Here is a 22,554-nt window from a genome sequence, read left to right on the forward strand (position 1 = left end):
TCTACTGTGGACGGCACGTGGGCGGTTGGCACAGCATCGTGCTGAGCGCCTGCGCGAAGATGTCGCTGATGCCGGCGGGGTCGACGGTCGTGAACGCGTGACCGCCGGTCGCGTCGGCGATGCGGGTCAGCTCCTCGACGTCCACGTCCGGCCCCATGCCGATCGCGATGACGGGCAGCGGCCGGCGCTTGTCCTGCAGCTTGCCGAGCTCGTCGAGCAGCTGCCTCTGGCTGATCGAGTCGGGGTCCTCGTTGCGGCCGTCGGTCATGATCACGAGGATGTTGATGCGGCCGAGCTCCCAGTTCCTCCTGGCCTCCTGGTACGCGGCGAGGGTGGTGTCGTAGAGGCCTGTCGCCCCGTTCGCCGTCGCCCGCGTCGCCCGCACGGCGGCGACGGCCTGGCCGTTCGCGACGTGCTCCTTGACCGACGCGAACGGGAGGACCTGCTTGTAGTCCTTGTCGCCGTCGAGCTTCGTGGAGAACTTCCACAGGCCGATCTGCGTGGCGGGCTTGAACAACCCCAGCCCGCGCTCCGCGGCGGCGACGGCGAGCGCCATCCGCGTGGTCCCGGTCCGCGGCACGAGCTGGTTCATCGACCCGGACACGTCCAGCACGGCCAGCACCCGCGCGGTCAGCGTCAGCCCGCTCCACAGCCGCAGCGTCTCGTCGACGAAGTTCTGGTCCAGTCCGGCGGCCCCGTCGTCCGGCGCGCGCAGCCCGAACTTCCGCAGCTCCGTCCCCGACCGCAGGTGGTTCAGGAACTTCTCCGCCCCTTGCCGCTGCTCCTGCCCCGCGTCGGGCAGCACGACGTACGGGAAGTCCAGCGGTGGCACGGGGTTCTCCGCGGCGACCGCCGTCAGCCTCGCCGCGCCCGGCGTGGAGTTGTGCCTCTCGAGGGCCTGCTCGGACGTGGGGAACACGTCGAGCGGCCGGCCGAACAGGTCGTCGGCGCGTTCGGAGTAGTCCGCCGACACGGGCCGGATCGCCGCGACCGCGGCCGCCGCCGGATCCTTCTCGTTCGACGCGAACCCGCGCACCGCCAGCAAGGCCGACAGGCTCGCCGGGTCCTTGGCGGGATCCGCGATGCCCGCGACCGCCTTGGCGCCGGGCCCGATCAGCTCCCGCCAGCTCCTGCCCTTGGCCGGATCCCTCACCGCGAGCACCACGGGCGACAGCGCCACCGACACCCCGGCCTCGGGCACCCGCCAGGCCCCGGAGTCCCGCGCCTGCCGCAACCACATCGTCGACTCGGGCACCCACACCGACGGCGCCCCGCTCCCGTCGACGAGCCGGGCCATCGTCTCGCGCGCCGCCTGGGCCTCGACCACGACGCGGTAGCAGTCGCCGCTCACGTCGAGCTTCGAGGCCGCCTCGGTCAGCGCCGGCGCGACCGCGGGGGCGGCGGTGACCTGGACGGTGGCCGGGTTGGTGCAGCGGGTGGCGGTGAGGCGGTCGATGACGGCGTCTCCACCGATCCAGGCGACGATGGACAACACGAGCAGGACCGAGAGTCCGACGACAGGCGCCGTCGCCCGTCGTGGTCGCACCATGGCGGACACCTTAGACAACAGGGCTCGGCACGACCAGAACTCGTTGGTTCCGATTTCGGGGACAGCGTAGGCGCACCAGCAACGTGCGTGGCGCGCCCACTGTTGTGCGCGAAGCGCGGCACGCGCGGCATGCGCGAAGCGCGGCATGCGCGAAGCGGCGTGCGCGCGAAGCGGCGTGCGTGCGCCGGTCCTCCCCGCCTCAGGCCCAACACGGCGGCAGGCGCCGTCACCACTGGTGACGGCGCCTGCCTGGCTCCCCCTGCGGAACCCCTGACCGCAGCCTGCGCGGACCACACCTGCGCGGACCACACCTGCGCGGACTACACCTGGTCGGCCCCGGCCGTCGTGGCCGGCTGCGCGCCGGGACGGCGGCGGTCCTCGAGCTTGATGTCGCACTTGCCCACCAGGGCGACGCCGGCGCCGATGGTCGTGGCGACCGGAGCGGCCAGCGCGGCGACGACACCGAGAGCCACCGGCACCTCGAGCACGACGTCGTCCTTGCTGTCCCGCACGACGACTCGACGGTTGATGCCCTCGCTGACCAGCCCGCGCACGGCGTCGACCACCGAGTCGACGGTGGTGCGGGTGGACTCGGGCTTGGGTTCGCTCATGACTCTCCTCGGACTGCGGTTTCCCCTTGACGACTTCCAGCCTGCCCGCGGCGGGAACGCCTGCCATCAGGGTTCGACCCTGACCTCCACCTGATCTTCCCCTCAGAACACCGGAGGTCCGCGTCCCCGAGCCGGTACCCCCGTTTGCCGCCCCCGGCGCCGGGTAGCCGACCGACGTGGCTGAACAACTCCCTTTGACGGATTACGACCAGCTCCCGCTGGGCGACCTGAAGCACCGCATCCGGTCGCTCACCGAGGAGGAGCTCGAACGCGTGCGGGACCACGAGCGCGAGCACGGCAACCGCGCCCCGGTGCTGCAGGTGATCACGGCACGATTGGAGGAACTCGCGGGCGGTGCCGAGCCCGCGCCGGGCGACCAGCGCAACGCCCCGCCGGTCAGCGGCGCGGCCGGTGGTTCACCCGTCTCACCCGCGCATTCGCCCGACGGCAACACGCCTCTGCGGCACGGTGTGTACCAGCAGACGCCGGCACGCGGGCGGGACTAGGCGAACACCCGTCATGGCGACCCCGCACACCGGTCGGTCGGCTGTGCCCCAGGGGCCGCCTCAGGCCCGGCTGTCGCGAACGTGGACCTCGGCACAGGCCCAGGCGAACACCCGGTAGGACGACCGTCCACACCGGTGTTTCCGCCGGGCCGGCCGGGGTATCCGCCGGAGTCGCCGACCGTCAGCGCTCGGTGACTCCGAGTTGAGAACGCAGCTCGCCGCATTCGACTGTGGGAGCGCTCAGTGAAGATCGCAATGGTGTCCGTCCGCTCGAACCCGCTGGGCCTAGGCGTGGATCCGCTCGGCGCCCAGGTCGCCGGTCTCTCGGCGGCGTTGGCCGGGCGCGGTCACGAGGTTGTCGTCTACAGCCGCCGGGCCGATCCGGAGCTGCCCGACCGGGTGCGCACCGATCGCGGTTTCGACGTGGTGCAGGTGCCCGCCGGGCCTGCGGAGAGGCTCGCGGACGCCGAGGTCCTGGCGCACCTGGGCGACTTCACCTCGTCCCTCACCCGGGAGTGGGGTGTGACGCCGCCGGACGTGGTGCACGGGCACGGGTGGATGTCGGGCCTGGTGAGCGTGCTGGGCGCGAGGCGGGCCGGGGCCCCCGTCGTCCAGACGTTCCACTCGCTGGCGAAGCCGGGGAGGCACCGCGCGACCGACGGAGGTTCCGCCGAGCGCGGCAAGATCGAACTGCTGGTCGGCAGGGAAGCGGCGCACGTCGTCGCGGCCGGCTCGGACGAGGCGTTCGCCCTCGCCAGGAAGGGCGTCGACCGGAAGAAGATCTCCATCATCGGCAGCGGTGTCGACGTCGACAAGTTCACCCCGGAGGGTCCGCGGGCCCGGCGCGACTGGATGTACCGCGTGGTCGTCGCGAGTCCGCCACCGGCCGCGCGCGGCATCGACGGCGTCCTCGTCGCACTGTCGCGAGTGGACTGCGCGGAGCTGCTGATCACCGGGCTCCCCGACGGCGAGCGCGAGGCCGCCGAGCTGCGGGCACGGGCGGAGAAGTTCGGCGTCGCCTCCCGGACGACCTTCGTCGGCAAGGTGCCGCACGAGTCGATGCCCGCCCTGCTCCGCTCCGCCGACGCGGTCGTGTGCGCGCCCGCGGGTGAGCCGTCGGGCGGGATCGCGGTCGAGGCCATGGCGTGCGGTGTCCCGGTGGTCGCCACCGCGACCGGCGAGTTCACGGACATCGTCGTCGACGGCATCACCGGCCTGCTCGTCCCGCCGGACGACACCGAGAGGCAGGCGCGGGCGCTGCACAGGCTCCTGATGGACGACACGCTGCGCCAGGAGTGCGCGATCGCGGGCCGCGACCGGGTCTGCGCCCGCTACTCCTGGAACCACGTCGCGCAGGAGGTCCTGCGCGCGTACGAACGAGCCGGTGCCACCTCGCGGGTCACCACCGCCGTGTCACCGGATCCCGCCCGGTAACGGCGGGAGCGTCATCCCAGCGGCGGGCGAGCGCGCCGCAACGGCTGCACGGCGACCCGCACGACCGGGGCGTCGCGCAGCTCCTCCAGGGGCACGGGCAGCGGGATGCGCCAGTTCGGGTACTCCCCGGCGGAGCCGGGGAAGCCGGCCTGGCGCGCCTCTCCCAGCAGGTCCTCCGGTGCCACCAGCAGCAGCCGGCACGGCGTGCGCGCCAGCAGCTCGTGCATCGCCACCACCACCTCCTGCTCGCCGGCGTCCTCGTCGACGAGACCCTCGGCGAGAAGGAGGTCGACGAGCTCGTCCCGGTCGAGCCGTGCCCGTGCCCGCTCCTGACCGGCGGGCAGCTCCAGCAGCCCGAGCTCCGCGCGCACCCGCACGTGCTCGGCGCGCAGGAAGCCGGTCGCGGTCGGGAGGTCGTGCGCCGACAGGGTCGCCACCGCCTGCGCGGGCCAGCGGTCGGGCGGAAGGGGCCGGCACCCCCGCCGGGACCACAGCGCCGCGGAACTGAGCATCCCCCGGTCGTGCAGCGCCCGCGTCACCTCCGGCTCCACCTCCCCCGGGTCCTCCCCCACGACCACCGCGCCCGCCCGGTGGGCCTCCAGCGCGAGCACGCCGAGCATCGCCTCGGCGTCGTAGCGGACGTAGGTGCCCCGCTGCGGCGGTTCACCCCGGGGAATCCACCACTGCCGCCAGAGCCCGGCGACGTGGCCGACCCTGATGCCGTCGGCGTGCCGCAGGACGCCGCGCAGGACGTCGCGGAACGGGGCGAACCCCGCGGCGGCGAGCCGGTCGGGACGCCACGGCGGCACTCCCCAGTCCTCCCCGGGAGGGGCACCGATCGTCGTCCCGAGCGCCAGCACGTCCTGCGACGCCCACGCGTCCGCGCCCGACGGCGCCACCCCCGCGGCGAGATCGCCGATCAGGCCGACGGCGAGGTCGGCAGAGTCCCTGGCCTTCGCGACCTGCTCGGCGCACAACCGCTGCAGCCACGCGTGGAACGCGACGCGGGGAGCGAGCCGCGCGGCCTGCTCCGCCACCGCGGGCGAATCGGGGTGCCGCAGCCGGGCAGGCCAGCGCCGCCAATCCGCACCGTGCCGCTCGGCCAGCGCGCAGAACGTCGCGAACCGCGCCAGCTCGGGACGCGGCGGCTCGTCCGGTGGCGAAGCGTGCGACCACAACAGCTCCAGGGCCGCAAGCTTGGCCTGCCACGTCTCGTCGTGGTCCACCAGCTCGCCGCCGGACGGCCGGAGCTCGTCCACGACCTCGCGGATCTCCGCCGGGGCGTGGCGGTACGCGGCGGTGTCCTCCACCCGCAGGTAGAGGGGGTTCAGGAACTGCCTGCTCGACGGCGAGTGCGGGGACCGCTCGACGGGCGAGACGGGGGTGACGGCGTGCACCGGGTTCAGCAGCACCGCGCCCGCACCGAGCTCACCGCACCAGCCGACGAACGAGCTCAGGTCGCCGAAGTCGCCCATGCCCCAGGACCTCCCCGAGCGCAGCGCGTGCAGCTGGACCGTCCACCCCCAGGCGGGCAACGGCGTCGGCACCCCGCGCGGGGTCACGAGCAGCAGCACCCGCTGGTCCTCCGTCTCCAGGCGGTGCACTCCGAACGGGAGCCGGTCGGCGCGCGCCCGGCCGCTCACCGGGATCTCCTGGCCTCCCTCGCAGTGCACGACCCCGGCGCGCGGCAGGTCCACGGCCTGCCGGCCGCTCAGCACGACGGTCTCCGGCAGAACGCCCGCGCAGCGCCGCCGCCGGACCTCCGCCAGCTCACCGCGGACCGCCGCGGCACTCGAGGTGTCGAGCCCGAACTGCTCCAGTACCGCCCGCACCACCGGCCGGTCCACCGGCAGCCGCTCCTGACCGGCGCCGCGGTAGGAGGTCGACACCCCGAAGGCCTCGGCCAGTTCGTGCAGGTCGTCGTCCACCACGCGCGCATCAGCTCCTCGGCGCTCCGCACCCGAACTTCCCGCGCGGACCGCGCTGAAACGCGCTGGCGGACCTGGAAGCCGCACTACCACGCAGTGGTCATCGGTGCCGAGGCGCTTCGGGTTCTGCCGGGCGGTCCGCGGAGCGCATCGAGCAAGCCGCCGACGGGGTGCTGCTCGAACAAGGACACGTGCAGCTGTGAGTCCGGGACCGGTGCACGTCGAGCCGGCCACCACGGCTACCGGCGGCCGAGCACCGCCCACACCGTCTTGCGGCCCCCGGCCGCGTCGACCACGCACCCCCAGGTCTTCGCGAGCTGGGCGACGATGTGCACACCCCTGCCCGCGTTGCGGGCGTCGCTCGCGGGGTCGACGAGCACGGCCGGAGCCGGGTCGTCGTCGCCCACCGCCACGGTGAGCCGGCCGCGGCGCAGCTCCAGCCGCAGCCGGGCCTCGGAACCGGCGTGCTCCACGGTGTTCTGCACGAGTTCCGACGCCACGTGCACCGCGTCCTGCGTCAGCCGGTCCGGCAGTTCCCACTCCGCGCAGGTCCCCGCGACGAACCGGCGGGCGGCGCGGGGACTGCCCAGGTCGTGCGGCAGGGTCCGGTGCGCGCGCCGGCGCGGCTGCGGCCGGTCGACGTTCGCCAGCGCCTCCCCCACCTCGCCGAACACCCCGACGTAGCGCCGCGCGGGTGCGCGCCGGAACAGGTCGACGTACGCGGCTCCGGTGGCCACCAGCACCGGGAGCGCCGGCCAGTCGCTGATGCGCAGCCACACCGTCGTGAACACGTTCAGGACGCTGTTCGTCGCGATCTTCACAGCGCTGAGGTCGACGACCAGCGCCCGGGGTTGCTCGACGGCGCACTTCAGCATGAAGTCCCGCAGCACGCCGTAGGTCGAGTGCCCGAGGACGCCTTCGGGGCGGATCACCGCGCACCCCTCGCGCTCCTCGGCACTGCACCTCAACCGCTGTTCGCTCCGCAGTCCGGTCATCAGCCGGCTTTCGCGGCGCTTCCCGCACTCACGAGCGCGTCGTGCAGGGACCCGGCCACCGGGAGGTGCCCGTCGAGCCCGCTGACCTCCAGCAGCCGCTGGAGCGGGCGCGTGTTCACGACCACGCGCAGGTCGACGCCGTCCCGTCTCGCCTGCTCGCAGGCCTCCACGAGCACACGCAGGCCGGTGGACCCGATGAAGGAGACCTCCTCCAGGTCGACCACCACCACCGGTGGCGTGGCGTCGAGGGCCTCGAAGAGAGGGGCGCGGACCGCCGCCTCCGTGAAGGCGTCGACCTCACCGGCTATCCGGACCACCACGGCCGCGTCGATCGTGGCGACACGCACCGACGCGAATTCATCGTGCTCAAAAGCTTCTTCAGTCATACGGCATCCCTTGTGAGGTGGCGCCGCATCAGCCGAGCTGCCTGCTGAACCCGACCTGGCGGTGAAGGCAGGTGGTACGACCGTATTACCGTCCGGCCCTGCCGTCGACCCGGAAACCCGCGGCGGGGCCGAACGGAGCAACGGCCCCGAAGTGTCGCTTCGGGACCGCGGGGTACCCCGTCCCGACGACACGAGGCAGAGGAGCACCATCAGTGCCACGAGACCTTGTCGCCGGAGCCTCCGCCGACGCAGTGGAGGCGTTGCGCGCTCCCGTCTCCGGACTGCCCGCAGCGATGATGGTCGTGCCGCACATCCCGGCGCGTGGTTCCTCCGCCCTGTCGACCATCCTCGCCCGCTCCGGGTCGCTGTCCACCTCCGTGGTCGCTGACCTCCCCCGAGAACGGCTGGACGCCGGACGCGCTGCTCGACGCTCACAACGGCGGCCCGGAGAAAGCGCCTGCCGGACGAAGGCGTCGCACTCCCCGCCGGCGCGGGCGTGAGCTGATCGCCGTGCGGTACGACGTGCAGGAAGAAGAAGCGCACCCGCTGAGATCGGGTCTGCGGCGGGACGCGGGCGCGTGACGGACATCAGCGTGCGGACGGCGGACCTCGCGGGCGTGGTGGTGGCGACCCCGGTGGGGCGGCTGGACCTGTCCACCTACGCCGAGCTGCGCGACGGGCTGCTCGAGCAGGCGACCGGGGTGCCGGTCGCGATCGTCGTCCGCCTCGGTCCGGACTTCGAGTCGGCGAGCCACGCCATGCTGTCCGTCTTCGCCACGGTCTGGACGAAGATCTCGGACTGGCCGGACGTGCCGCTGGTGCTCCTCGCCGAGACGGCACGGCACCAGCGCGACCTCAGGCGCAGCGGCGTGACGCGGCACGTGGCGACGACGACCGACATGGCCGCTGCCCTGGAGCGCGCCGAAGGACCTCCCCTGCGGCGCCATCGCCTCCTGAGCCTGCCGCGGTCGCTGGTCGCGCCGCTGATGGCCCGGGACGCGGTCCGCTCCGCCTGCGAGGAGTGGGAGCTGCCCGCCGTGGCCGACGACGCGGTGCTCGTGGTGAGCGAGCTCGTCGAGAACGCGGTCCGGTACTCCGGTTCCGAGCCCTCGCTGCGCGTCGAGCTGCGCGCCGGCGGCCTGTCCCTCGCCGTCCGCGACGACAACCCCGAACCCCCGGCCCGCCGCGCCGGACCGTGGTGGGGCGGACTGGACCTCGTCGACCGGACGTGCCTCGCCTGGGGCAGCACCCCGTCCTTCGGCGGTGGCAAGGTCGTGTGGGCTGTCCTGCCGCTTCGGCGCCGGCGGTAGTTCCGCCGGGTGAACGACCGTCTCCTCCCCGACGCGGACCAGTCCACAGTGGAGGAAATGGCGACCACCACGCCGGGAACAGGGGTGCCGCGGCCGGGCGGATTCGCTCGGGAACGGCGTGTGATCCCGTGGTCCGTGCGGTTGAACGCGTTCTCGGCGGGAACACCTGCGGTTCCGAAAGCCGATCGTCGCGAGGTGGCAGCAGATGTCCGCAGACCAGTACACCCGGCAGGACCCGCGGGAGCAGTACCCGCGTCCCGATGCCCAGGAGGGGCAGGAGCAGGCCCACCCCGGCACCGGCCGGCAGATGGGGCCGGAGCCCGACCACGGGGAGAAGACCTACCGGGGCAGCGGCCGGCTCACCGACACCAAGGCCGTGATCACCGGCGGGGACTCGGGCATCGGCCGGGCGACGGCGCTCGCGTTCGCCAGGGAGGGCGCGGACGTGCTGCTGTCCTACCTTGAGGAGGAGCAGGAGGACGCCGAGCGCACCGCCGAGCTCGTGCGCGACGCCGGGCGGCAGGCCGTGCTGGCGCCGGGCGACCTGCGCAGCGAGGACGCGTGCCGCGACCTGGTCGAGCGGGCGCGCGAGGAGTTCGGGCGGATCGACGTCCTCGTCAGCAACGCGGCCTACCAGATGACGCAGAGCGAAGGGCTGCTCGGCATCGACACCGAGCAGCTGGACCGCGTCTTCAAGACCAACATCTACGCGATGTTCTGGCTGTGCAAGGCCGCGGTGCCGCTGATGCGGCCGGGATCGGCGATCATCACCACCTCGTCGATCCAGGCGTTCATGCCCTCTCCCTCGCTGATGGACTACGCGGCCACCAAGGCCGCGATCGTCAACTTCACCAAGGCGCTCTCGGCCGACCTGATCGAGAAGGGCATCCGGGTCAACTCCGTCGCACCCGGCCCGGTGTGGACGCCGCTGATCCCCGCGACGATGCCCGCCGAGAAGGTCGACGACTTCGGCGCGCAGACCCCGATGGGCCGCGCCGCGCAGCCCGCCGAGCTGGCACCGGCCTACGTCTTCTTCGCCTCGCAGGAGTCGAGCTACATCACCGGGGAGGTCCTGGGTGTGACCGGCGGTCAGCTGCTCACCTGATCTTCAGCGGTTCAAACGCCGCGTCGCGGTACACCTCCACTATGGACCAGAACAGGGCACCAGTGCTGGAAGCGTTGCAGGCTTACCGCGAACGCGGCTACACGCCGTTCACCCCACCCGGCCACCGCCAGGGACGTGGAGCCGACCCGCGCGTGCTCGACGTCCTCGGCGAGGACGTCTTCGCGGCGGACGTGATCCCGGTGAACGGCCTGGACGACCGGACCAGCAGCCAGGGCGTGGTCGAGCACGCCCAGCAGCTGATGGCCGAGGCCGTGGACGCCGACCAGGCGTTCTTCTCGACCTGCGGCAGCTCGTTGTCGGTCAAGAGCGCGATGCTGTCGGTGGCGGGGCCGCACGAGAAGATCATCGTGCCCCGCCACGCCCACAAGTCCGTCATCTCCGCGCTCATCCTCAGCGGCGTCTCGCCGGTGTGGCTGTCGCCGCACTGGGACGCCGAGCGCCACCTGTCCCACCCGCCGGGCCCCGAGGACGTGCGGGAGCTGTTCGAGGCCGAACCCGAGGCCAAGGGCATGCTGCTCGTGACGCCCAACGACTACGGCACCTGCGGTGACATCGCGGCGATCGCCGAGGTATGCCACTCCTTCGGCAAGCCGCTGATCGTGGACGAGGCCTGGGGCGCGCACCTGCCGTTCCACCCCGACCTGCCGCAGTGGGGCATGGACGCCGGTGCCGACGTGGTCGTCACCAGCGTGCACAAGTCCGGTGCCGCGGTGGAGCAGAGCTCCGTGTTCCACCTGCAGGGCGACCTGGTCGACCCGAACGTGCTCAAGGCGCGGGAGGACCTGCTGGCCACCACGAGCCCCACGTCCATCGTCTACGCCACCCTCGACGGCTGGCGGCGGCACATGGTCCAGCACGGCGAAGAACTGCTCACGGCGGCGCTCGCACTCGCCCACGCCACCCGTGACTCCATCAACGACCTGCCCGGCCTGCGCGTGATGGGCGAGGCCGAGTTCATCGGGAAGGGACTGGCGCACGCGCTCGACCCGCTCAAGATGACCATCGACGTGTCCGGCCTCGGCATCAGCGGCTACCAGGCCACCGACTGGCTGCGCGAGCACCAGCGCGTCACGCTCGGCCTCTCCGACCACCGCCGCGTCGTCGCCCACTTCACCCACGCCGACGACCACCGCACCGCCGCCATCCTGCTCGAAGCGCTCTCGGCGCTGGTCAAGGCCGACCTGCCCGCACCGCCGCAGGTGGACCTGCCGTCACCGGACGAGCTGCAGCTGGAGACGGCGATGCTGCCGCGGGACGCGTTCTTCGCCGAGGTCGAGCAGGTGGGCGCGGAGCAGGCCGTCGGCCGGATCAGCGCCGAGGTGGTCACGCCCTACCCGCCCGGCGCTCCCGCGGTCCTGCCCGGCGAGGTGATCACCCAGGAGGTCGTGGACTACGTCCGCAGCGGCCTCGACGCGGGGATGACCCTGCCCGACCCGTCCGACCCGGAGCTGAAGAGCTTCCGCGTGGTGGTGCGCAAGCCGTGAGGTCCAGGCGTGCGCGCGGTGCGGCTCCTCAGAGGTGATGTGGAGGTCCGTCACGACTGCGATCGCACCCCGAACTCGCTGACGACACCGGCGACCACGCCGGTGTCGTCAGCGAGCGGTCCCGGTCAGGTCGGGACCTTCGACAGTGGAACCGGCCGGTGGCCTCGCGGACAGTGGAGCGGTACGACGCGGGACCAGGCCACACGACGGGGTGAAGGACATGGCTCAGGTGACGGCGGCGCTGGGGCTCGGGCCCGAACAGGTCGAGGGCGTGCTCGCGGCGGCGTCGCTCGCGGCGGCGTCGCTCGCGCCGTCCGTGCACAACACCCAGCCCTGGCGGTTCCAGGTGAAGCGGGACCGCATCGAGCTGTACCCGGACCACGGCCGCAGGCTGGCGGCGACCGACCGAGAGGACCGCGAACTGCGGCTCTCGTGCGGCGCGGCGCTGTTCAACCTGCGCCTCGCGCTGGAGGCCCGGGGCGTGCGCCCGCTGGTGTCGATGCTGCCCGGTCACGACGCGCCGGGCGCGCTCGCGGTGGTCCGGCGCGGCGGCTCGATCAAGATCAACGCCGAGAACCGCGCCCTGCTCGACGCCGTTCCCCGCCGGCGCACCAACCGCACCCCGTTCCTCGAGGCGCCGGTCGACCCTCGGCAGCGGCACGCCCTGGTCAGGGCGGCCGAGCTGGAGCGCTCGTGGCTGCACGTCATCTCGACGCCGCAGGACCGGGCGCAGCTCAAGCGGTTCGTCCGGCAGGCGCACGAGATCCAGCTCGGCGACGAGGGCGTGCAGGCCGAGCTCGCGGCGTTCACCGGCCACCGCCCCGGCGCCACCGACGGCGTGCCGCCCGCCTCGGCGGGGGTGCGGCCCGCGATGCAGGACGAGTGGGCCTTCCGCGACTTCCAGGGCCCCGAACGTCACCCCGGCAAGGACTACGAGTCCGACCCCCTCGTGGTGGTCCTCTGCTCGTTCTACGACGGCCCGCTCGGCGAACTGCAGGCAGGGCAGGCCATGCAGCGCGTCCTGCTCACGGCGACCACGCGCGGCCTGTCGGCGTCGTTCCTGTCCCAGCCGGTCGAGGTGCGGCAGGTCCGCGAGAACCTGAGGCGCGCGCTCGGCGGCATGCTGGTGCCGCAGACCGTGCTGCGGGTGGGGTTCAGCACCCCGGTCCCGGCGACGCCGCGCCGCCCCGTCGCGGAGCTGCTGGTGGGCACTGACGAGCACGCGCCCTGCTGACGTCGGGACTCCGGTCCCGTCGCCGAGCCCGCTTCCCGCTCTGCCGCGGACGGACGGCCCGAAGCACCGCGGGCCCGGCACGCCGAAGGCCGTCGGCGCAGGGCACCGCCACGTCACCGCACCGGTCGGGGGCGGAGCGGGTGACGGCCGCGTGCCGCGCCGCCGTCCTGGTCCGCTCCCAGCCCCACGAGGCGATCGTCCGCACTGCACCACGCGCCGTGTCCCGTTCTCGTGATGCACCACCCCGTCCTGGAAGCCTTCCAGACCACATGACCGTCCCCGCCTCCCGGTGCACACCGGAAGTTGATCGAGGTGTGCACGACCGCCCACCGGGAACCCAGGGACTTCGGTCCTCGTCCGCGTGGACCGCATGCCCTGTCCGGTGGTCCTCCGCGACGGCAGCGTGGGAGGCAACGAAACCCAGTGAGGAGCACGAGATGCCGAACGCCGACCTGGAGCTCGTCGACGCGTACTGGCGAGCCGCCAACTACCTGTCGGCCGGCCAGATCTACCTGCTGGACAACCCGTTGCTGACCGAACCGCTGACACCGGAGCACATCAAGCCCCGTCTGCTGGGCCACTGGGGCACCACGCCGGGGTTGAACTTCCTCTACGCCCACCTCAACCGCGTCATCCGCGACCGCGACCTGGACATGATGTTCGTGACCGGTCCTGGTCACGGCGGTCCCGCGCTGCTGGCCAACACCTGGCTGGAGGGCACCTACAGCGAGACCTACCCGGACGTGCCGCGTGACGAAGACGGCATGCGCAAGCTGTTCCGCCAGTTCTCCTTCCCCGGCGGCGTGCCGAGCCACGTGGCGCCCGAGGTGCCCGGCTCGATCCACGAGGGCGGCGAACTGGGCTACTCCCTCGCGCACGCGTTCGGCGCCGCGTTCGACAACCCCGACCTGATCGTCGCGTGCGTCGTCGGTGACGGCGAGGCCGAGACCGGGCCGCTCGCGACGAGCTGGCACGCCGGCAAGTTCCTGCACCCCCGGCGTGACGGGGCGGTGCTGCCGATCCTGCACCTCAACGGCTACAAGATCGCCAACCCGAGCCTGCTCGCCCGCATCCCGCACGACGAGCTGGACGCGTTGCTGCGCGGCTACGGCTACACGCCGTACTACGTCGAAGGCGACGAACCCAAGGCGATGCACGCGCGGATGGCCGAGGTGCTCGACCAGGTGGTCGACGAGATCCACCGCGTCAAGGGGTCCGAGGACCGGCCGCGCTGGCCCATGATCGTGCTGCGCAGCCCCAAGGGCTGGACCGGTCCGTCCGAAGTGGACGGCAAGCCGGTCGAGAACACGTGGCGTGCGCACCAGGTCCCGTTGGCCGGAGTGCGGGACAACCCCGAACACCTGGGCCAGCTGGAGGCGTGGCTGCGCAGCTACCGGCCGGACGAGCTGTTCGACGAGAAGGGCACCCCGCGGCCCGAGCTCGCGGCCCTGGTTCCGGACGGCGCCCGCAGGATGGGTGCCACGCCGCACGCCAACGGCGGCTTGTTGTTGCGCGAGCTGAAAACGCCCGGCATCCGCGCGCACGCCGCCGAGGTCGTCGAACACGGCACCACGCACTCCGAACCGACCCGCGTGCTCGGCCGGATGCTGCGCGACGTCGTCGAGCTCAACGCCGACGCGCGCTCGTTCCGCATCTTCGGCCCGGACGAGACCGCCTCAAACCGGCTCGACGCCGTCTACGACGTGACCGGCAAGCAGTGGCAGGCCGAGACGCTGCCCGTCGACGAGCACCTCGTCCACGACGGCCGCGTCGTCGAGGTGCTGTCCGAGCACCTGTGCCAGGGCATGCTGGAGGGCTACCTGCTCACCGGCCGGCACGGCCTGTTCAACTGCTACGAGGCGTTCATCCACATCGTCGACTCCATGTTCAACCAGCACGCCAAATGGCTCAAGACGCACAGGAAACTGGAGTGGCGCCGGCCCGTCGCGTCGCTGAACTACCTGCTCAGCTCGCACGTGTGGCGCCAGGACCACAACGGCTTCTCCCACCAGGACCCCGGCTTCATCGACCACGTCATGAACAAGAAGGCCGAGGTCGTCCGCGTCTACCTGCCACCGGACACCAACACCCTGCTCTCGGTCGCGGACCACTGCCTGCGCAGCAAGGACCACGTCAACGTCATCGTGGCCGGCAAGAACGACACCCCCGACTGGCTCCCGATCGACGAGGCCGAGCTGCACTGCGCCCGCGGCGCGGGCATCTGGGAGTGGGCGAGCAGCGACGACGGCACCGAAGAACCCGACGTCGTGCTCGCGTGTGCCGGCGACGCCCCCACCGTCGAGGTGCTGGCGGCGGTGTCGTTGCTGCGCGAGCACCTGCCGTCGTTGCGGGTTCGCGTGGTCAACGTCGTGGACCTGATGCGACTGCAACCCGACACCGAACACCCGCACGGCATGCCCGACCGCGAGTTCGACGCGCTGTTCACCGCGGACCGGCCGGTGATCTTCGCCTACCACGGCTACCCCTGGCTCATCCACCGCCTGACCTACCGCCGCACCAACCACCACAACCTGCACGTCCGCGGCTACAAGGAGGAAGGCACCACCACCACGCCGTTCGACATGCTCGTGCTCAACGACATGGACCGGTACCGGCTCGTCATCGACGTCATCGACCGCGTTCCCGGGCTCGGCCCCAAGGCGGCCCGCCTGCGGCAGCTGATGCAGGACCAGCGCAACCGCCACCACACGTGGATCCGCGAGCACGGCGAGGACATGCCCGAGGTGCGCGACTGGGCGTGGCGATGAACGTTCTCGTGGTGAACGCCGGTTCTTCCAGCTTGAAGCTGCGTGTGCTCGGCGGCGACGACGAGGTCCTCGCCGAGACCACCCTCGAACGCTGGTCCGGAGGGGACGAAACCGGCCCGCTGGAGGACTTCCTGCAGGACGCGCCCGCCGTGGACGCGGTCGGGCACCGCGTCGTGCACGGTGGTCCCGAGTTCACCGGGGCCACGGTGGTCGACGACGACGTGCGGTCCGGGATCGAAGAGCTCACCGGGCTGGCGCCGTTGCACCAGCCGCGCGCGCTCGCCGGCATCGACGCGGCTCGGCGGCTGCTGCCCGGTGTTCCGCACGTCGCGTGCTTCGACACGGCCTTCCACACCACGATGTCCGCGGCCGCGACGACCTACGCCGTCCCCGCGGCCTGGCGGCGCAGGTGGGACCTGCGCCGGTACGGGTTCCACGGCCTGTCGCACGCCTACGCGTCCCGGCGGGCCGCCGAGCTGGCGGGCACGCCCGGTGCCCGGGTGGTGAACTGCCACCTGGGTTCCGGCGCCTCGCTCGCCGCCGTGGCGAACGGGCGGTCGGTCGACACGACGATGGGCTTCACCCCGCTGGCGGGACTCGTGATGGCCACCCGCAGCGGTGACGTCGACCCCGGTCTGCTGGTGTGGCTGCAACGCGCCGGACTGGCGCTGGACGACCTGGAGGACGGCCTGGAGCACCACGCCGGACTGGCGGGGCTGTCCGAGGTCGGCGGTGATCTGCGCGACGTCCGCGACGCCGCGGGGAAGGGCGACGAGCGCGCGCTCCTGGCGTTGCGGGTGTACGTGCACCGGCTGCGGCAGGGCATCGCCGCCATGACCGCCTCGCTGGGCGGGCTCGACCTGCTGGTGTTCACCGGCGGTGTCGGCGAGCACGACGCCGAGCTGCGCGCCGACACCGCCGCGGGCCTGGGGTTCCTGGGCGTCGACCTCGACACCCGGCTCAACGCCGAGGACCCGCGGGACGCCCGGATCAGCGGGGACGGCTCGGGCGTGGGGGTGTGGGTGCTCGAAGCCCGTGAGGACGTCGAGATCGCCGGTCAGACCCGCGCACTGCTCCACTGACTGTCCACAGTGGATTTCCGTGCGGGTCCCGGGACGAAGGTCCCGGCCGGGCAGCGACCTTCCCAACTGCACCCGCGGCGGGTGATCGCGCAGGCTCAGCAGGTGTCAGGAACACGGGCCACACGTCCGGTTCCCGCCGATCCCGAGGAGCTACCTGTGCTGTCCGCTGCTTCGGCCGCCGTGGTGCGGGCGACCCTGCCCGTCGTCCGCGACCACGCCGCCGAGATCACCGCCGAGTTCTACCCGTCGATGTTCGCCGCGCACCCCGAGCTGCTGAACCTGTTCAACCAGGGCAACCAGGCCAGCGGCAAGCAGCAGCTCGCGCTCGCCTCCGCGGTGGTCGCGTACGCCCGGCACCTGCTCGACGGGACGCCGTTCGGCCCGATCGCCGAGCGCACCGCCCACAAGCACGTCTCGCTCGGCGTGCGCCCCGACCAGTACCCCATCGTCGGCAAGCACCTCATCGGCGCCGTCGCCACCGTCCTCGGTGACGCGGTGACGCCCGAGGTCGCCGCCGCCTGGGACGAGGTCTACTGGCTGTTCGCGGTGACGCTGATCGCCGCCGAGGCCCGGCTGTTCCAGGCCGCGGGCGTCACCCCGGACACCCCGTGGAGGCCGTGGCGCGTCGCCAAGTGCGACGAGGAAGCCGTCGACACGGTGTCGTTCACCCTCGTGCCCGACGACGGCGGCCCCGTTCCGGTGTTCGAGCCCGGCCAGTACGTGTCCGTGGCGGTCGACCTGCCGGACGGCCACCGGCAGCCGCGCCAGTACTCGCTGTCGCAGGCGCCCGGCCGCGGCGCGCTGCGCATCACCGTCCGTCGGGTGCGCGGCGCGGACGGCACGCCGGACGGCGCGGTGTCGAGCTTCCTGCACGACCACGAGCGGACCGACGACACGCTCCTGCTCGGCCCTCCGGCGGGCGAGGTCGTGCTCGCCGCGGGAGACCGTCCCGTGGTGCTGGTCAGCGCGGGCATCGGCATCACCCCGATGGTGTCGATGCTCGACCACCTCGCCACGACGCAGCCGTCGCGCGAGGTCGTCGCCGTGCACGCCGAGCTCTCCGCCGACCGCCACGCCCACCGCGAGGAGTACGCGCGCCTGGCCGGACCGGACCGGCTGACCTGGTACGAGAACGGTGACGTCGGCGGGCAGGCCGGCCGGGTCGACGTGGAAGCGATCCCACTGCCCGCCGACGCCGTCGCGTACCTGTGCGGTCCCATCGCTTTCATGCGTGACGTGCGGGCCGGGCTCCTCCGCCGCGGGATGCACTCCGACGACATCAGGTACGAGGTCTTCGGGCCCGGCATGCTCGAGGGGTGACCTCCCCCGCCGGCCGCACGCTCACGCCTCCCGGGCGACCGCGCGGCCGGTAGGGTCGTCGTCGTGGATCTCGAGAACACCGCGGCACGGCTCGGAGTTCCGGTCGCGGACGTCGAACGCGTGCACCGGCTCGCCGGTGACCGGCCGTCCGCCCCGCTGCCCGCCAAGGCGGACGCACCGGCTCTCCTGGACCGGCTCGCGGTGCCGCCGGACGACGCCGCCGAGATCATGGCCGGCTGGCCGGACGCCGACTCTCCACTGTGGACCGACGAGCTGCGGTGGCTGCTGGACCGCTCGATCGCGCTGGTGCGCGCCGACCTCGGTGGCGCCGGCTGGCTGCCACCGGGACCGGAACTGCCGCGGGACCGGGGCCTCGCCTGGCGGCACCTGTACGTGTACGCCTACCTCGCCCTGGTCGACGTCGTCAGGGAGTACCACCGCGACCACGGCATCGACGACGCCGTCTCGTGGGCGACGCTGGCGGACCTGGGCCGCAACCTCGCGGTCGACCGCCGGATGCGCGGCGAGGGCTGGCCGGTCATGCAGAGCTGGCTCACCCTGCACGTGCGCGGGGGCGTCCACGAGCTCGGCCGGCTGCAGCACCAGCGCGGCGACACGGCCCTCGGCCTGCACGTGCCCGACTCGGGACCGCTCACCCCGGAGGCGGTCGACGCGTCGCTCGACGAGGCACGCGCGTTCTTCCCGCGCCACTTCCCCGAGGAGCGCTACACGGCGTTCTCCTGCGGCTCGTGGCTGCTCGACCCGCAGCTGCGCGAGTACCTTCCGGAAGACTCCAACATCATCCGGTTCCAGCGGAGGTTCGAACTGGAGCCCTACGAGGTGCCGGAGGGCATCGACGCCGACGTCGAGGTGCGGCGGTTCGTCTTCCGCACCCTGACCACCCCGCTCGACGACCTGCCGCGCCGCACGGTGCTCCAGCGCGCGGTCGTCGACCACCTGCGGGCCGGGCGGCACTGGCAGTGGCGCAGCGGCCGGTTCGCCCTGTAGCGAGGCCTGCCGGTAACCGCCGAACGACCGGTCGGGGTAGCGGCGTTTGGGCGCGCCGACCGCGGCTACCCAGCAGCATGTCCGACGACGCGCCGTTCGAGGTACCGCGGGAGCACCCGGTACCCGGCGACCTCGCCGCCGTCGCCGCCCGGCCAGAGCCGCTCGGGAGCCTGAGCAGGCCCACCGACGGACAGCTCACCCGGTCGGCGCACGGCTGACCGGCCGCAGGACCATCCTGGTGATTCACCCGCCAGCGCGGAGTCCTTCCCGCGCTGGCGGCCTGCTGCCTGGGGGCGGTGCCACGAGGCCACCGGAGCCTTGAACGCGGCGCCGGCCGAGGTGGTCACCTCGGCAGCACGAAGGTGTCCCCGCGTTCCACCACCCGCACGTCGAACCCCGCCCGCCGCCGCGCGACCTCCGAGGTGAAGTCCGACAGCGGCGACTTCATCACCCCGTACTCCTCGTAGTGCACCGGAACCGTGGTGCGCGGGGCGAGCAGCTCCAGGAGATCCGCGCCCTGCTTGCCGTCCATGGTGAGCAGCACGCCGAGCACCTTGGTGCCGCCGAGGTGCACCACCGCGAGGTCGATGCCGTCGAAGCGCTCGCGGATCCGGCCCAGTTCGGGGTGCACGAGGGTGTCGCCGCTGAGGTAGATCCGGAACGGGAGGACGCCCGGCGCCTCCCGGTACTCGAGCATCGTGCCCATCACCGGGGGCAGCAGGCGGCCCAGCGGCCCCAGCGCGTGCCGGCCCGGCAGCGAGGTGACCGTCAGCCTGGCCGACCCGCGCGACAGCGTCACGGTCTCCCAGGTGCGCAGCGGCGCGGCTTCGCGGAAGCCGCGCCGCACCAGGCGTTTCGCCGCGTGCGGGGTGGTGAGCACGGGCAGGTCGCGCCGGAGCTCCCTGCTCGCCACCCGGTCGAAGTGGTCGCCGTGCAGGTGCGAGAGCACGACGGCGTCCAGTTCGGGCAGGTCGGCGATCTCGATCGCGGGATCGGTGAGCCGCCTGGACACCACGCCCTGGCCGATGTGCGTCCACTGTCCTCTGTGGAGGAAGTTGGGATCGGTCAGCAGGGTGAAGGGTCCGAGCCGCAGCACCGTCGTGGCGTTGCCGACGAAGTGCAGCGAGCCCGGTCCCGGGTTCTCAACGCTCATGCCGGTCGGCTACCCCGGCATTCCCGCCGTGAACGTCGATCACAGGCGGAAGACCGAACGGACGCAGTCGTCTTCCTTCTTCTTGAACAGCTCGTAGCCGCGGGCGCCTTCGCTCAACGGCATGACGTGCGTCGCGAGGTGGTCGGTGACGAGCTCGCCGGAGGCGATCCGGTCCAGCAGCATCGGGATGTAGCGCTGGCCGTGCTGCTGCGCGCCGCGGACCGTCAGGCCCTTGTTCATCATCGCTCCCAGCGGGAACTTGTCGACGATGCCGGTGAAGACGCCCAGGACGAACACCGAGCCGCCCTTGCGGCAGTTGTAGATCGCCTCCCGCACCGCGATCGGGCGGTCCATCTCCAGCTTCAGCTTGCTCTTCACCTGGTCGTAGACGTACTGCGGACCGGTCGAGTGCGCCTCGCAGCCGACGGCCTCGATGCAGACGTCCGGTCCACGGCCACCGGTGGCGTCGAGCAACGCGTCGCCGACGGAGGTCTCCGCGTAGTTGACCGTCTCCACCCCGAACATCGTTTCGGCCTGTCGCAGGCGGTAGTCGAAGCGGTCGATGATCAGGACCCGTTCGGCGCCGAGCAGCTGGGCGGCGCGGGCCGCCATCTGCCCCACCGCGCCCGCGCCCCACACGGCCACGACGTCGCCCTGCTTGACCCCGCCGAGGTCGGCGCCCATCCACCCGGTCGCCGCCGAGTCCGACGTGAACAGCGCGCTCATGTCGTCCACGGCGTCGGGGATCGGGATGGCGGTGTGGTCGGCGAACGGCACGCGCACGTACTCCGCGTGGCTGCCCCGGAAGCCGCCCATGGCGTGGGAGTAGCCGAAGATGCCCCCCGGATCGGACCCCCACAGGTGCTGGGTGATCGCCGGGTTGGTGTTGGTGTTGTCGCACAACGAGTACAGCTCGTTGCGGCAGTACCAGCACCGGCCGCACGCGATGAACGAGCACACCACCACGCGGTCACCGGGCCGGTGCCGGGTCACACCGGACCCGACCTCGACGACCTCGCCCATGAACTCGTGGCCGATCACGTCCCCCGCCTGCATGAACGGGATGTGCCCGGTGAGCAGGTGCAGGTCCGAGCCGCACACGGTGCTCAGCCGCACCTTGAGGATCATGTCCTGGTCGCCCAGCAACTCGGGGTCGGGCACGTCCTGCACGCGGACGTCGTTGATCCCCTCCCAGCACAGCGCCTTCACAGCCGGCCACCTCCTCCCGCCTGGTTCGTCACGAGCCGCAACGCCTTGCCCAGCGGCCCCGGATGCGTGGGCGCGGTGTCGGGCCGCACCACCTCACCGGCCTCCAGCACCGACTTCGCCCGGCGCAGCGCGAGCCTGAGGTCGTGGCGGGAGACGTCACCGGTCGGCTTCACCCGCAGCTCGGTGCCCTTGTCGCCGGTCGCCGGCTGGATGCGCAGCTCGAACTGGTCACGCCACCGGGTCAGGTCCTCGGGGAGCGAGGCCTGCACCTCCTCCGGAGCGCGGTACACCGTCACGGCCAGCCACTGCCCGGAGCCCTGGTCGTCCGAGCCGCCGCGCCGCCGCCTCACCACCGCGACGGCGGTCGCCACCCCCGCCGCCAGGAGCGCTTTGCCTGCTGTGTTCATGTATCCGGCCCTTTCTCGGAGCATGAGGGCCGTGGATACCCCGGGCGATGCGGAACAACCGGGTTGTGACATCTGTTTGCGGCGCGGGGGCACGGGTAGCCGGGCACGACCGAAGCCCGTCCCCGCTCCCCCGTTGGAATGGTCATGTCCCAGACCCGAGCCGCGGCCAGGAAGGCCGCACCGGCGGTCAGCGCCGTGGTCGCACCTGCCGGCCGGGCTCAGCGGCGGCGCCCGCACGCACCACCGGTGCCGACGGCTAGAGCTCGGTTCCCCCGGTGATGATCAGCAGGACGACGTCGACGACGGCGACCACGAGCAGCGCGTTGAAGTTGGCCCGCGACCCCGCCCGCCGGCCTCGCACCCTGCCGACCAGGAGGATCACCACCGACAACGGCACCGCCACCAGTCCCGCCGTCGTGACGGGACCCGGCGGGCCGAGGGCGAGGACCACTCCGGTGATCACCGCCAGCGCGGCCGCCACTCCCGCGCTGGCGGCCCCGCCGATGCGGTGCGGCAGACCGCGCACACCGGTCGCGGCGTCGTCCTCCAGGTCGGGGATGACGTTGGCGAAGTGCGCGGCGCTGCCCAGCACGGCGCCGGCGACGAGGAGCCACGCAGGGGCCCACCGGCCGTCCGGACCGCCGAGCGTGACGAACGCGGGCAGCAGGCCGAACGAGACCGCGTACGGCACGACGGAGAACGCCGTCGCCTTCACCCCGAAGTCGTACGCCCAGGCCGAGCACAGCGTCACGACGTGCACGAGCGCGGCGTCCACCCCGGACAGCAACGACAGCAGAACCGCCGCCAGCGCCGCGATGACCGTGGCGGTCGCGACCAGCTCCCGCGACACGGTGCCCACCGCCACCGGCTTGTCGGCACGGCCGACGCTCGCGTCCCTGTCCGCGTCCAGCAGGTCGTTGAGCCACCCCACGGACAGCTGGCCCGCGAACACCGCCGCGGCCACCGCGGCCACCCCTCCCGGCGACCTCCCGGTCGTCACGGCCAGCGCCGCCGCGACCGCGGTGACGGCGAGAGCGGGCATCG

At 72.6% G+C, this 22,554-nt stretch carries 21 protein-coding genes; 11 read left to right on the forward strand and 10 right to left on the reverse strand.

The genetic code is table 11. From position 1 onward, the window contains the following. Position 1 precedes the first annotated feature (1 nt). Positions 2–1,549: a VWA domain-containing protein gene (locus V1227_RS11155; RefSeq protein WP_329792438.1), complete on the reverse strand. Its 1,548-nt coding sequence runs from the start codon at positions 1,547–1,549 to the stop codon at positions 2–4. A 320-nt stretch (positions 1,550–1,869) separates the two neighbouring features. After that, on the reverse strand, positions 1,870–2,160 hold the full coding sequence (locus V1227_RS11160; protein ID WP_329792439.1) for a DUF4342 domain-containing protein: 291 nt from the start codon (positions 2,158–2,160) through the stop codon (positions 1,870–1,872). A gap of 176 nt (positions 2,161–2,336) precedes the next feature. Here V1227_RS11160 and V1227_RS11165 point away from each other — a divergent pair, with 176 nt between their 5' ends. Next, on the forward strand, positions 2,337–2,666 hold the full coding sequence (locus tag V1227_RS11165; RefSeq protein ID WP_329792440.1) for a hypothetical protein: 330 nt from the start codon (positions 2,337–2,339) through the stop codon (positions 2,664–2,666). 243 nt (positions 2,667–2,909) lie between these two features. Continuing rightward, positions 2,910–4,100 (forward strand): glycosyltransferase, encoded by a 1,191-nt coding sequence (locus tag V1227_RS11170; RefSeq protein ID WP_329792441.1) that lies wholly within the window; start codon positions 2,910–2,912, stop codon positions 4,098–4,100. An 11-nt stretch (positions 4,101–4,111) separates the two neighbouring features. Here V1227_RS11170 and V1227_RS11175 read toward each other — a convergent pair whose 3' ends face one another. From V1227_RS11175 to V1227_RS11185, 3 genes are all read right to left on the reverse strand, one after another. After that, positions 4,112–6,031, reverse strand: a complete 1,920-nt coding sequence (locus V1227_RS11175) for a 4-alpha-glucanotransferase (protein ID WP_329792442.1) — start codon at positions 6,029–6,031, stop codon at positions 4,112–4,114. 236 nt (positions 6,032–6,267) lie between these two features. Continuing rightward, the gene (locus tag V1227_RS11180) at positions 6,268–7,023 is read right to left on the reverse strand and encodes an ATP-binding protein (protein ID WP_329792443.1); all 756 of its coding nucleotides are present in this window, start codon (positions 7,021–7,023) and stop codon (positions 6,268–6,270) included. Then, positions 7,023–7,409: an STAS domain-containing protein gene (locus tag V1227_RS11185; protein ID WP_329792444.1), complete on the reverse strand. Its 387-nt coding sequence runs from the start codon at positions 7,407–7,409 to the stop codon at positions 7,023–7,025. Before V1227_RS11185 ends, V1227_RS11180 begins: the two co-directional genes overlap by 1 nt. 212 nt (positions 7,410–7,621) lie before the next feature. Here V1227_RS11185 and V1227_RS11190 point away from each other — a divergent pair, with 212 nt between their 5' ends. The 9 genes from V1227_RS11190 (at position 7,622) to V1227_RS11230 (ending at position 18,741) form a co-directional block, all read left to right on the forward strand. Next, entirely contained in the window at positions 7,622–7,909 is a 288-nt protein-coding gene (locus V1227_RS11190) for a hypothetical protein (RefSeq protein ID WP_329792445.1), read from the forward strand. Positions 7,910–7,987: 78 nt separating this feature from the next. Further along, a complete protein-coding gene (locus V1227_RS11195) occupies positions 7,988–8,719 on the forward strand; it encodes an ATP-binding protein (RefSeq protein WP_329792446.1) in 732 nt (243 codons plus the stop codon). Between the two features lie 205 nt (positions 8,720–8,924). Further along, positions 8,925–9,824, forward strand: a complete 900-nt coding sequence (locus V1227_RS11200) for an SDR family oxidoreductase (RefSeq protein WP_329792447.1) — start codon at positions 8,925–8,927, stop codon at positions 9,822–9,824. Positions 9,825–9,865: 41 nt separating this feature from the next. Then, positions 9,866–11,329 carry an aminotransferase class I/II-fold pyridoxal phosphate-dependent enzyme gene (locus tag V1227_RS11205; protein ID WP_329792448.1) on the forward strand — a complete coding sequence of 488 codons (1,464 nt, stop codon included), beginning with the start codon at positions 9,866–9,868 and terminating at the stop codon, positions 11,327–11,329. A 220-nt stretch (positions 11,330–11,549) separates the two neighbouring features. Continuing rightward, positions 11,550–12,563 (forward strand): Acg family FMN-binding oxidoreductase, encoded by a 1,014-nt coding sequence (locus tag V1227_RS11210; protein ID WP_329792449.1) that lies wholly within the window; start codon positions 11,550–11,552, stop codon positions 12,561–12,563. 437 nt (positions 12,564–13,000) lie between these two features. Next, entirely contained in the window at positions 13,001–15,331 is a 2,331-nt protein-coding gene (locus V1227_RS11215) for a phosphoketolase family protein (protein WP_329792450.1), read from the forward strand. Beyond that, entirely contained in the window at positions 15,328–16,413 is a 1,086-nt protein-coding gene (locus tag V1227_RS11220; protein ID WP_329793999.1) for an acetate/propionate family kinase, read from the forward strand. The genes V1227_RS11215 and V1227_RS11220 overlap by 4 nt, the downstream gene beginning before the upstream one ends. A 156-nt stretch (positions 16,414–16,569) precedes the next feature. Further along, positions 16,570–17,733, forward strand: coding sequence for a globin domain-containing protein (locus V1227_RS11225; protein WP_329792451.1), 1,164 nt, complete (start codon positions 16,570–16,572; stop codon positions 17,731–17,733). 63 nt (positions 17,734–17,796) lie between these two features. Next, positions 17,797–18,741, forward strand: coding sequence for an acyltransferase domain-containing protein (locus tag V1227_RS11230; RefSeq protein WP_329792452.1), 945 nt, complete (start codon positions 17,797–17,799; stop codon positions 18,739–18,741). Positions 18,742–18,806: 65 nt separating this feature from the next. Here V1227_RS11230 and V1227_RS11235 read toward each other — a convergent pair whose 3' ends face one another. The 5 genes from V1227_RS11235 to V1227_RS11255 form a co-directional block, all read right to left on the reverse strand. Then, a complete protein-coding gene (locus V1227_RS11235; RefSeq protein ID WP_329792453.1) occupies positions 18,807–19,088 on the reverse strand; it encodes a hypothetical protein in 282 nt (93 codons plus the stop codon). Continuing rightward, positions 19,085–19,894: an MBL fold metallo-hydrolase gene (locus tag V1227_RS11240; RefSeq protein ID WP_329792454.1), complete on the reverse strand. Its 810-nt coding sequence runs from the start codon at positions 19,892–19,894 to the stop codon at positions 19,085–19,087. The genes V1227_RS11235 and V1227_RS11240 overlap by 4 nt, the downstream gene beginning before the upstream one ends. A gap of 39 nt (positions 19,895–19,933) precedes the next feature. Next, a complete protein-coding gene (locus V1227_RS11245) occupies positions 19,934–21,103 on the reverse strand; it encodes a zinc-dependent alcohol dehydrogenase (protein ID WP_329792455.1) in 1,170 nt (389 codons plus the stop codon). Further along, on the reverse strand, positions 21,100–21,510 hold the full coding sequence (locus V1227_RS11250; protein WP_329792456.1) for a hypothetical protein: 411 nt from the start codon (positions 21,508–21,510) through the stop codon (positions 21,100–21,102). The genes V1227_RS11245 and V1227_RS11250 overlap by 4 nt, the downstream gene beginning before the upstream one ends. Positions 21,511–21,766: 256 nt before the next feature. Continuing rightward, positions 21,767–22,552: a UbiA family prenyltransferase gene (locus V1227_RS11255; RefSeq protein ID WP_329792457.1), complete on the reverse strand. Its 786-nt coding sequence runs from the start codon at positions 22,550–22,552 to the stop codon at positions 21,767–21,769. Positions 22,553–22,554 lie beyond the last annotated feature (2 nt).

The organism is Lentzea sp. DG1S-22 (assembly GCF_036321065.1).
Lineage (GTDB): Bacteria > Actinomycetota > Actinomycetes > Mycobacteriales > Pseudonocardiaceae > Lentzea > Lentzea jiangxiensis.

Excerpts from the sequence above, each read along its gene's own strand:
- V1227_RS11155 (WP_329792438.1), bottom strand. The coding sequence starts at position 1,549 with ATGGTGCGACCACGACGGGCGACGGCGCCTGTCGTCGGACTCTCGGTC.
- V1227_RS11160 (WP_329792439.1), bottom strand. The coding sequence starts at position 2,160 with ATGAGCGAACCCAAGCCCGAGTCCACCCGCACCACCGTCGACTCGGTG.
- V1227_RS11180 (WP_329792443.1), bottom strand. The coding sequence starts at position 7,023 with ATGACCGGACTGCGGAGCGAACAGCGGTTGAGGTGCAGTGCCGAGGAG.
- V1227_RS11185 (WP_329792444.1), bottom strand. The coding sequence starts at position 7,409 with ATGACTGAAGAAGCTTTTGAGCACGATGAATTCGCGTCGGTGCGTGTC.
- V1227_RS11200 (WP_329792447.1), top strand. The coding sequence starts at position 8,925 with ATGTCCGCAGACCAGTACACCCGGCAGGACCCGCGGGAGCAGTACCCG.
- V1227_RS11205 (WP_329792448.1), top strand. The coding sequence starts at position 9,866 with ATGGACCAGAACAGGGCACCAGTGCTGGAAGCGTTGCAGGCTTACCGC.
- V1227_RS11210 (WP_329792449.1), top strand. The coding sequence starts at position 11,550 with ATGGCTCAGGTGACGGCGGCGCTGGGGCTCGGGCCCGAACAGGTCGAG.
- V1227_RS11215 (WP_329792450.1), top strand. The coding sequence starts at position 13,001 with ATGCCGAACGCCGACCTGGAGCTCGTCGACGCGTACTGGCGAGCCGCC.
- V1227_RS11220 (WP_329793999.1), top strand. The coding sequence starts at position 15,328 with ATGAACGTTCTCGTGGTGAACGCCGGTTCTTCCAGCTTGAAGCTGCGT.
- V1227_RS11240 (WP_329792454.1), bottom strand. The coding sequence starts at position 19,894 with ATGAGCGTTGAGAACCCGGGACCGGGCTCGCTGCACTTCGTCGGCAAC.
- V1227_RS11250 (WP_329792456.1), bottom strand. The coding sequence starts at position 21,510 with ATGAACACAGCAGGCAAAGCGCTCCTGGCGGCGGGGGTGGCGACCGCC.
- V1227_RS11255 (WP_329792457.1), bottom strand. The coding sequence starts at position 22,552 with ATGCCCGCTCTCGCCGTCACCGCGGTCGCGGCGGCGCTGGCCGTGACG.